The organism is Corallococcus sicarius (assembly GCF_003611735.1).
Lineage (GTDB): Bacteria > Myxococcota > Myxococcia > Myxococcales > Myxococcaceae > Corallococcus > Corallococcus sicarius.
Genome location: NZ_RAWG01000353.1, coordinates 1 through 9226, shown reverse-complemented (window position 1 = coordinate 9226; position 9226 = coordinate 1). Strand labels below are relative to the sequence as shown.

Below are 9226 nucleotides of genomic sequence, written 5' to 3'. Positions count from 1 at the left end.
CCCCCGCCGCCTCCCGACGGCGACGCGGATCCGGGCAAGCCGCGCGTGCCGGTGGTGCTCTTCGGCGGCGCCGCGCAGGGCGTCCGGCCGTCGGTGGCGCTCACGCCCAAGCCGGACTTCTCCGACGAGGACCTGGCGGTGCTGGACGACATCGAGCGCATCTCGAACGGTGAGGAGGCCAGCCTCGACACGGACAAGGTGAAGCCCGCGCGGATGGTCGCGAGCCTCATCCGCCTGCTCATCCGCAAGGGGCTCATCCAGGAGGCGGAGTTCCTGGAGGAACTGGCCCAGAAGTGACGGGCGCCGCGCCGTCCTCGGAGCCCGTGGCGCCGCTGCTGGACGTGCGGGGCCTCACCACCCAGTTGACGCTGGAGCGGGGGCCGGTGCGCGCGGTGGACGGGGTGTCCTTCTGCGTCCCCCCGGGCGGCACGCTGGGCGTGGTGGGGGAGAGTGGCTGCGGCAAGAGCCTCACGGCGCTGTCGGTGATGCGGCTCATCCCCCAGCCGCCCGGCAGGATCATCGCGGGCGAGGTGCGGTTCCGGGGAGAGGATCTGCTGCGCCTGCCGGAGCCGGAGATGCGGCGCGTGCGCGGCCGGCACGTGGCCATGGTCTTCCAGGAGCCGATGACGTCGCTCAACCCGGTGTTCACCGTGGGCGAGCAGATTGGCGAGGGCGTCCGGCTCCACCTGAAGGCGTCCCGGGCCCAGGCGCGTGAGCGCGCGGTGGAGATGCTCCGGCAGGTGGGCATCCCGGCCCCGGGCGAGCGCGTGGACGCGTACCCGCACCAGCTCTCCGGCGGCATGCGCCAGCGCGTGATGATCGCCATGGCGCTCGCGTGCGACCCGGCGCTGCTCATCGCGGACGAGCCCACCACGGCGCTGGACGTCACCATCCAGGCCCAGATTCTGGAACTGCTCAAGCGGCTGCAGGCCGAGCGCCACATGGCGGTGATGCTCATCACGCACGACCTGGGCGTGGTGGCGGGGAGCTGCGACGCGGTGGTGGTGATGTACGCGGGCCGCATCGTGGAGCAGGCTCCGGTGCGCGAGCTGTTCGCCCGGCCCGCGCACCCGTACACCGCGGGCCTCATGCGCTCCATCCCGTCCCTGCACGACGCGGGCGCGGCGGTGGAGGGCGAGCGGCGACGGCTGAAGGCCATCCCCGGCATGGTGCCCTCGCTGGGCGCGCTGCCGTCCGGGTGCGCTTTCCGCGACCGGTGCGACCGCGCCACGGAGCTGTGTGCCCGCGTCACGCCCGCGCTGGAGCCCAAGCGCGGAGGCCAGTGGGCCGCCTGCCACCACCCGGTGCCCGCGCCATGAGTGAACCGCTGGTCCAGGTGCGCGACCTGAAGGTGCACTTCCCGGTGCGCGGCGGATTATTCGGGCGCACGCGCGGCACGGTGCGCGCGGTGGACGGGGTGTCCTTCGACGTCGCGCGCGGCGAGACGCTGGGGCTGGTGGGGGAGAGCGGCTGCGGCAAGAGCACCCTGGGGCGCGCGCTGCTGCGCCTGCTGGAGCCCACGGCGGGCTCCATCCGCATCGACGGACGGGAGCTGACCGGGCTGTCCCAGCGCCAGCTGCGCCCCCTGCGCCGTCGGATGCAGCTCGTCTTCCAGGACCCGTACGCATCGCTCAACCCGCGCATGACGGTGGGGGACATCCTCGGGGAGCCCTTCGCCATCCATGGGCTCGCCCGGGGCGCGGCGCGCGAGGAGGAAGTGCTGGCCCTGCTGGATGCCATGGGGCTGCCCCGCGAGGCCCGGCACCGCTACCCGCATGAATTCTCCGGCGGGCAGCGCCAGCGCATCGGGATTGCACGTGCCATCGCGTTGCGGCCGGACCTGGTGGTGGCGGACGAGCCCATCAGCGCGCTGGACGTCTCCATCCAGGCGCAGATCGTGAATCTTCTGGTGGACCTGCAGCGCGAGCGCGGGCTCACCTACGTCTTCATCGCGCACGACCTGAAGATCGTCGAGTACGTGTCCACGCGCGTGGCGGTGATGTACCTGGGCCGCATCGTGGAGGTGGCCCCTTCGCGCGCGCTGTACGCGGTCCCGCGCCACCCGTACACGCAGGCGCTCCTGTCCGCGGTGCCGGTGCCGGATCCGGAGCGTCCGCCCACGCGCCAGCTGCTGCCGGGCGAGCCGCCCTCGCCGCTGTCCCCTCCGTCCGGCTGCGCGTTCCACCCGCGCTGCCCCTACGTCATGGAGCGCTGCCGGCGTGAGGCGCCGCCGCTGTACCCGCTGGGTGGAGGCCACGCCGCCGCGTGCTTCCTCGCGGAAGGGGACTCCCAGCGCTCCGAACCCGCGGCAGCCGGGACCGTGGATGCCGCGTCCCCTGGAGGTGCCGGTGTTCTGGCTCAGCCACCATCACGCGGATGAGTACAACCGCACGTACGTGCTCGCGGGCGTGCGCGTCTGCGCGCGCTGCCTGGGCACGTACCCGGTGCTCGCCGCCGTCTTCCTCGGGTTGTTCGCCCTGCGCTCCCCGCTCACGTGGGCGTGGGACGTGCCGGTGGGCCTTGGGCTCACGCTGCCGGCGCTGGTGGACTGGGCGGTGGGCCGCTTCCGTCCGGCGTCCGGCCACAACGCGGTGCGCATGCTGACGGGCGTGCTGCTGGGCGCGGGGCTCGGCCGCTCGCTGTACGTCCACGTGCAGCGCCCGCTGCCGGTGGTGCTGCTGGCGCAGGCGCTTCTGGTGACAGGGGTGGCGGTCCCTGTCATTCTCGCCACTTACCGGCGACCACGGCCGGAATAGACCTTTCCCGTGCTCCTGTCCGTTACAGGCAACGGGCGGGAAGGGGATGGCACCCGTGGCTTCATGGCACTGGGGGAGAGTTGGCACCCGAAACCTCAGACGAGCGGCTGATGCTCGCCTTCCAGGCAGGGGACGCGCGCGCGTTCGAAACGCTGATGCGGAAGCACCGCGCGCCGGTGTTCAACTTCATCCTGCGCTTCGTCGGGCACCGGGCGCGGGCGGAGGACGTGCTGCAGGAGACGTGGCTCAAGGTGGTTCGCAGCGCCCGGGAGTATGAGCCCAAGGCCCGGTTCACGACCTGGCTGTACACCATCGCGAGGAACCTCTGCGTGGACAGCACGCGCAAAGAGAGCTACCGCCAGACGTCGTCCCTGGAAGCCCCCGTGGCTGGTGCTGACGGGGAAGAGGGGCGTCCGCTGGGCGAGGGACTGCCGGACTCCGGGGCCAGCCCGGAGCGCGGGGCGCACAACGCGCGCCTGCGGCCCCTGCTGGAGCGGGCCCTCGCGGGCCTGCCGGAGGAGCAGCGCGAGGTGTTCGTGCTGCGCGAGTACAGCGGCATCCCATTCAAGGAGATCGCCGAGGTGACGGGCGTGTCCGAGAACACGGTGAAGAGCCGGATGCGCTACGCGTTGGAGGGACTGCGGCGTCGCCTGGGAGAGCTGGGCGTGGATGGCGACCTGTCGGAGGATGGAAGGACGGTGGCGGGATGAGTGCCCAGAATGCGCATGCGCACGAGGACCGGCTCCTCGACTTCGCCTACGGCGAGCTGCCGCCGTCGGAGGCCCAGACGCTGGAGCAGCACGTCCACGGCTGCGCGCGCTGCTCCAAGGCCCTGGCGGACATCCGTGGCGTGCGCTCCACCATGGCGCACCTGTCCGTCGAACCCGCGCCGGACGCCGGCCTGGAGTCGCTCCTGGCGTACGCGCAGCAGTCCGCGCGTCGCGCCGCCGCGGGGCCGGAGCCGAAGCCCTCGCGCTGGCGCCGCTGGCTGCTGCCCGCGGTGGGCCTGGCCACGGTGAGCACCTTCGGCATCGTGACGCTGGAGGCGAGCAAGGGCCTCAAACTGGAGCCGCAGCTGAGCCAGAAGGTCGCCGCCCCGCGCGAGGAGGCCCTCAAGGCGAAGAAGGACGGATACGCCTCCGTGGAAGCGCAGGCCATGCCCCCCGCGCCCGCCGCCGCAATCCCGCCGGCGGAGGAAGAGGTGATGGCGGCCGCGCCTCAAGTCGTCCCGATGGATGAGCGGAAGGCTGCCCCTGCCCCGAAGATGCGGGGTGCGGACAACCGGCCCTCGGACTGGATGAACGCGGGCAGCGGTGGCGCGATGCTGGAGCGGCGCAGCGCGGGGAGCCTGGGCGCGAAGAAGAAGATGCCCTCCTTCAAGCAGCAGGAGGCCGAAGAGGTTTTGGCCGGCGCGCCGGCCTTGACGGAACTCAAGGCGGACAGCGCCGAGCGGGCGAAGGAAGCGCCCTCCGCGGTGGCGAGCCTGGACCGTGACAGCCCCATCAGCGACAAGGCCTCGAAGCTGGAGGAGGGTGCCTCGCTGCGGCTGGGCGGTTCATCGTCCTACGGTCGGGGTGCTTCCGCGGATGACGAGTCCTTCGCGGAGGGGGACATGCCTCCGCCTCCGCCTCCGCCGCCGTCGGCCTCCGCGCCCGTGGCCCAGGCCCCCGCACCGAGCGCACCCGCCACGAACTCCGTCCGGCGCGAGCAGGCGGCCCCGGGCAAGGGAGCCGCCGCCGCCGAGCCGTCGCCGCAAGCCGGCCCCATGGGCGCCGCCAGACCCGCGCCCCTGGAGAAGTCGGCCCGCGCCGACGCGATGACGTCGCGCGACCTCGCCCGCCAGGCCCAGGACGCCGCGGTTCAGGGGGACCGCGCACGCGAGTCCCAGCTCTTGCGCGCCGCGCTCGCGGCCGGGGCCCGTGGCAGCGAACGGCTGTCCCTGCTCTCCCGGCTGTGCGAGTCGCAGTACGCCCAGGGCCGCAGCGCCGGGGCCGCGGAGGTCTGCGGGCAGATCATCTCCGAGGCCCCCGGCTCCGACGCGGCCCAGGTGGCCCAGCGCCGCCTGCGTCAGCTGGCCCCGGCGAAGGCGCAGTAGGGGAGGCCGGCCGCGCGGGCCGTCCCCACCGCGCGACGGTCCAGATGACCGATGCGTTCGGGCCGGCTCTCCTGGATACTGGGAGAATGAGGCCGGACGTGGATCAGCCCCCCGTGAACCCCCCCCGGAAGTCGCCGCCGCACTCCCTGCGCCGTGCCCGTCGTGGCCAGGCCATGGTGGAGTACTCGGTGATCAACTGGGTGCTGCTCGTGGCGCTCGTCATTGGCGCCACGGTCAAGGTCCGGTGGACCGATGACCGGCAGACCAACGTCATCGACCTCTTCCTCGAGGCGTACCAGATTTATTACGACTCGTTCTACTTCGTGCTGAACCTGCCGTTCCCGTGACCCGGGAGGTCGGATCCGGCCGCCTTTCGCGCCGTCCACCCCGGGGGGCGGGCAGGCCCCGCGGCACCCTGGGTGTCCCGGGATTCCGCTTTGTCGCGAGAGGTGGTTTTGACACCTGCTCTGTGGCAGGGCTAACATCCGCTCTCGTTCGCGCCCTGGCATTGCCCCCTCGTCAAAGCTGTCCTGCCGCCACGACGGCGCCCCACCGTTCTGGAGGACCTTGAACCATGTTGAAGGGTAAGACCCCGCTCGTCGTCGCGCTGGTGCTCGGTTTGCTCGCGGGCATCGTGGCCTATTCGGCCATCAAGAAGAAGGAATCGGATGTGCGTCGCGGGTGGAACCTGGTGCCCGTGGTGGTGGCGGGCCAGGACATGCCCGAAGGGACGGTCATCACGTACGAGATGATCTCCCAGCGCTCCGTCCCGGAGCAGTTCGTCACCTCGTCGGTGGTGAAGCCGGACTCCGCCAACTACATCGTGAACCAGAAGGTGCTGGTGGCGCTGCAGGCGGGCGACCCCATCCTCTGGAGCCAGTTCGAGACGACGAAGGCCGCCGAGCGCCTGTCGACGAAGGTGCAGAAGAAGGCGCGCGCCATCACCATCGAGGCCAAGACGACGACGGCCGTCGGTGGGTGGATCCGCCCCAACGACCACGTGGACATCATCGGCACGTTCCGCGATCCGCAGACGGACGAGAACGTCGCGGTGACGCTGCTGCAGAACATCATCGTGGTCGCCACCGGCAAGATCACCGGCACCACGAACATCAACCTCATCCCGGAGAACCAGCGCGAGTACAGCAACGTGTCCCTGATGGTGCTGCCGGAAGAGGCGGAGATCCTGGTGCTGGCGGCGGAGCTGGGGCAGCTGACCCTGTCGCTGCGCAACGAGGACGACGTGGACCTCATCGAGGAGCGCGGCCGCGCCACCATCAGCACGCTGCTGTCCGGCGAGCGCACCCGCGTGCTGGAGCAGAAGCGCCGGGAGATCATCCAGATCATCAAGGGCAGCGGCAGCTCGGGCGCCTCGGCCGGCGCTCCGTAGTCCGCCGCGCAGGGCCGCTGCGGTTGAAGCGGCCCTCCACCCCCCTCCCTCATCCTCCGGGGATTCGCGCCCATGCTCGCAGGTATCGTCCTCCTCCTCGTCACCGGCTCGGTGTTCTTCTTCAGCCTGGTGATCTTCAGCGTCCTGTCGAAGGCGTATGAGCAGTACCAGGAGCGCTACGTCGCCAAGTCGATGAACGACTTGAGCGACATGTTCCTCTTCATCGACGCGCGGCAGATGTTGATCCTCAACATCGCGTGCATGTGCCTTCTGGGCATCCTCAGCTACATCGTCTTCAACCCCATCCTGGCGGTGCTGGCGACCATCTTCGGCTTCTTCCTGCCGATGCTGCTGGTGAAGCACTATCGCAAGCGCCGCATCAAGAAGTTCAACGTCCAGCTGGTGGACGCGCTGCAGGCCATGGCGAACGCGTTCAAGGCGGGCCTCACGTTCCCCCAGGCCATCGAGCACGTGGCGCGCGAGGCGATGCCGCCGCTGTCGCAGGAGTTCGGCCTGTTCGTGAAGGAAGTGAAGCTGGGCGTCCCCCTGGAAGAGGCGCTCGTCAACATGGGCCGCCGCGTGGGCAGTGACGACCTGGAGCTGGTGGTGGTGTCCACCAACATCGCGCGCCAGCTGGGCGGCAACATGGCGGAGATGTTCGAAACGATCTCCATGGTGATCCGCGAGCGCTTCCGCCTGGAGGGCAAGATCGACGCCCTGACGTCCCAGGGCAAGCTGCAGGGGTGGATCGTCGCGGCCATGCCGCTGGTGCTGGGCATGGTGCTCAACTACATGCGCCCCGACCTGATGGAGCCGATGCTGAACCACTTCTTCGGCTACGTCCTGGTGACCATCATCGCCATCATGGAGATCATGGGCATCCTCATCATCCGGCGCATCGTCAACATCGACATCTGAATCGAGGCGCACCGTGCAGGAGATCCTGACAACCTTCCTGATCGGCGGCTCGGCGCTGCTCACCGCGGGTGCGGTGGCGTTCCTGGGCGTGGGCATCTACCACAACGTCCTCGAGCGCTTCCTCACGGAGGTGCGCGACGAGTCCGCGGGCGGCGTGAAGGGCGTGGGCTCCGTCGCCATCCGCAAGCTCGGTTCGATGAACCGGCGCTTCATGTGGCCGGGCTACGAGTCCAAGACGCGCCGCAAGCTCATCAAGGCGGGCGAGCCGTCCCAGTACAAGCCCGAGGACATCATGGCGCTGCAGGAAGTCAGCGCCGTGCTGGCCCTGCTGGCGGGCCTGTTCGTCGTCAACGGCATGGGGATGAACCTGGCCTGGTCGCTGCTGGTGATGCTGCTGGGCCTGTTCTATCCGCTCATCTGGTTGAACGATCAGGTGAAGCGCCGTCACCTGGCCATCAGCCGCGCGCTTCCGTACAACCTGGACCTGCTGACGCTGTCGGTGGAAGCGGGCATGGACTTCACGGGCGCGCTGGCGAAGGTGGTGGAGAAGGGCCGCCAGGGGCCGCTGCGCGAGGAGCTGCAGCTGGTGCTCAAGCAGCTCAAGATGGGCAAGACGCGTGAGGAGGGCTTGAAGAGCATGATCGCGCGTGTGGACCTGCCGTCGCTGACGACGTTCGTCACGGCGCTGATCCAGGCGGACAAGATGGGCACCAGCCTGGGCAAGGTGCTGCGCATCCAGTCCACGCAGATGCGCATCGACCGCACGCAGCGCGCGGAGAAGCTCGCGGGTGAGGCGCCGGTGAAGATGCTCTTCCCGCTCATCGCCTGCATCTTCCCGACGGTGTTCATGGTGCTGTTCGGGCCCATCGTGTTCCAGTTCATGTTCGGCAACGTCGGGGGCTAGTCCTCTGCCCATCCTGCTCACCATCACCCGGGGGCTCCAGGTCGGACGGGAGCTCGCCTTCGAGCAGGCCGAAGTGAAGATCGGCCGGACCTCGGAGAACGACCTGGTGCTGCACGACCACGGTGTCTCCCGGCGGCACGCGCGCATCACGGCTCGGGACGGGCGGTACTTCGCCGAGGACGTGGGCAGCGCCAACGGCACGCAGCTCAACGGGCAGCCGCTTGGCGGCGAGAAGCAGTTGCGCGACGGCGACCGCCTCACCGTCGGTCCGGTGGAGTTCACGTTCGTCTGGATGCCGCCGGAGGATGACGACGACGTCACCCGGCCCATCCGCAGGGCGCTCGCGCCACCGCATGCGCAGGTGTCGCCGCAGGGACTGGAGCAGGTCGCGCTCGCGGAGTTCGAAGCGGCGCCCACGAGCTACCAGCAGTCGATGCCCGCGGTCGCGCGGCCCGCAGCAGGGGCGCCCGCGGCGAGAGGCCCCGCGACGCCCGCGATGCCAGTGTCGGTCGCTCCCGCGCTGAAGAAGCCCGCCGCGCCGGCGGTGCCCGAAGCCGCGGTGCCCCCGCCGAAGCAGTCCTCCGCCCCCGACCTTCCGGCCGTGGGGGCGCCTTCACAGGGCAGGACGTCCGCTCCGGGCCTTCCGGCCGTGGGTGCGGCTTCTCAGGGCAGGACTTCCGCTCCGGGTCTTCCGGCCGTGGGTGCGGCTTCTCAGGGCAGGACTTCCGCTCCGGGCCTTCCGGCGGTGGGCGCGTCCGCACCGAGCAGGACTTCCGCTCCGGGCCTTCCGGCCGTGGGTGCTTCGGCGTCGAGCAAGGCCAGCCCTTCGGCCTCTTCCGGGACGGGAGCACCTGCTCGGAAGAAGGCCGTTCCGGGCCTGCCCGAGGTCGGGGCGCCCGCGCTGAATCGGCCCGCCCTCGGTGGTGCCGCCGCGCGAGTGGCCGCCGCGGCGAAGGCCCCCGCGGCCCGTGAGGCCGTTGACGCCCCGGCGCTGCCGTCGCCCAGAGGGGAAGGGGGCTCGGTTCCTCCGTCCGCGAACGGGAAGGCGCCCGCGTCCAGCGCGGCCTCTTCGTCCGCGAATGGCAAGACGTCCGGGTCCAGGAACGCGGTGGCTTCGGTGCCGCTGCTGCCCCCGGTTCCGACGCTTGCGCCCCCTGCTGCCC

At 70.6% G+C, this 9226-nt stretch carries 10 protein-coding genes and 1 pseudogene; all 11 read left to right on the top strand.

The window, feature by feature from the left end:
* A pseudogene (locus tag D7X12_RS35315) lies at positions 1-297 on the top strand (GspE/PulE/PilB domain-containing protein); the annotation flags it as partial.
* Positions 294-1319, top strand: a complete 1026-nt coding sequence (locus D7X12_RS35310; RefSeq protein WP_120629606.1) for an ABC transporter ATP-binding protein — start codon at positions 294-296, stop codon at positions 1317-1319. The pseudogene D7X12_RS35315 and the gene D7X12_RS35310, both read left to right, overlap by 4 nt.
* Positions 1316-2380 carry an ABC transporter ATP-binding protein gene (locus D7X12_RS35305; RefSeq protein ID WP_120629607.1) on the top strand — a complete coding sequence of 355 codons (1065 nt, stop codon included), beginning with the start codon at positions 1316-1318 and terminating at the stop codon, positions 2378-2380. The genes D7X12_RS35310 and D7X12_RS35305 overlap by 4 nt, the downstream gene beginning before the upstream one ends.
* On the top strand, positions 2349-2756 hold the full coding sequence (locus D7X12_RS35300; protein ID WP_120629605.1) for a DUF2085 domain-containing protein: 408 nt from the start codon (positions 2349-2351) through the stop codon (positions 2754-2756). Before D7X12_RS35305 ends, D7X12_RS35300 begins: the two co-directional genes overlap by 32 nt.
* Positions 2757-2836: 80 nt before the next feature.
* Positions 2837-3466: an RNA polymerase sigma factor gene (locus D7X12_RS35295; RefSeq protein WP_120629604.1), complete on the top strand. Its 630-nt coding sequence runs from the start codon at positions 2837-2839 to the stop codon at positions 3464-3466.
* On the top strand, positions 3463-4851 hold the full coding sequence (locus D7X12_RS35290) for an anti-sigma factor family protein (protein ID WP_120629603.1): 1389 nt from the start codon (positions 3463-3465) through the stop codon (positions 4849-4851). The genes D7X12_RS35295 and D7X12_RS35290 overlap by 4 nt, the downstream gene beginning before the upstream one ends.
* Before the next feature lie 113 nt (positions 4852-4964).
* Positions 4965-5198 (top strand): hypothetical protein, encoded by a 234-nt coding sequence (locus D7X12_RS35285; protein WP_244224969.1) that lies wholly within the window; start codon positions 4965-4967, stop codon positions 5196-5198.
* A gap of 227 nt (positions 5199-5425) precedes the next feature.
* Positions 5426-6241: a Flp pilus assembly protein CpaB gene (cpaB, locus tag D7X12_RS35280; RefSeq protein WP_120629601.1), complete on the top strand. Its 816-nt coding sequence runs from the start codon at positions 5426-5428 to the stop codon at positions 6239-6241.
* 72 nt (positions 6242-6313) lie between these two features.
* Entirely contained in the window at positions 6314-7159 is an 846-nt protein-coding gene (locus tag D7X12_RS35275) for a type II secretion system F family protein (RefSeq protein ID WP_120629600.1), read from the top strand.
* A 13-nt stretch (positions 7160-7172) separates the two neighbouring features.
* Complete coding sequence (locus tag D7X12_RS35270) at positions 7173-8063, top strand: type II secretion system F family protein (protein WP_120629599.1); 891 nt, start codon at positions 7173-7175, stop codon at positions 8061-8063.
* 73 nt (positions 8064-8136) lie between these two features.
* Positions 8137-9226 (top strand): FHA domain-containing protein (locus D7X12_RS44705; protein ID WP_244224968.1); only part of this gene is annotated, 1090 nt, incomplete at its 3' end.

What these genes read in the sequence shown, in the direction of transcription:
- D7X12_RS35305 (WP_120629607.1), top strand. Translation starts at nt 1,316, where the DNA reads ATGAGTGAACCGCTGGTCCAGGTGCGCGACCTGAAGGTGCACTTCCCG.
- D7X12_RS35290 (WP_120629603.1), top strand. Translation starts at nt 3,463, where the DNA reads ATGAGTGCCCAGAATGCGCATGCGCACGAGGACCGGCTCCTCGACTTC.
- D7X12_RS35275 (WP_120629600.1), top strand. Translation starts at nt 6,314, where the DNA reads ATGCTCGCAGGTATCGTCCTCCTCCTCGTCACCGGCTCGGTGTTCTTC.
- cpaB (WP_120629601.1), top strand. Translation starts at nt 5,426, where the DNA reads ATGTTGAAGGGTAAGACCCCGCTCGTCGTCGCGCTGGTGCTCGGTTTG.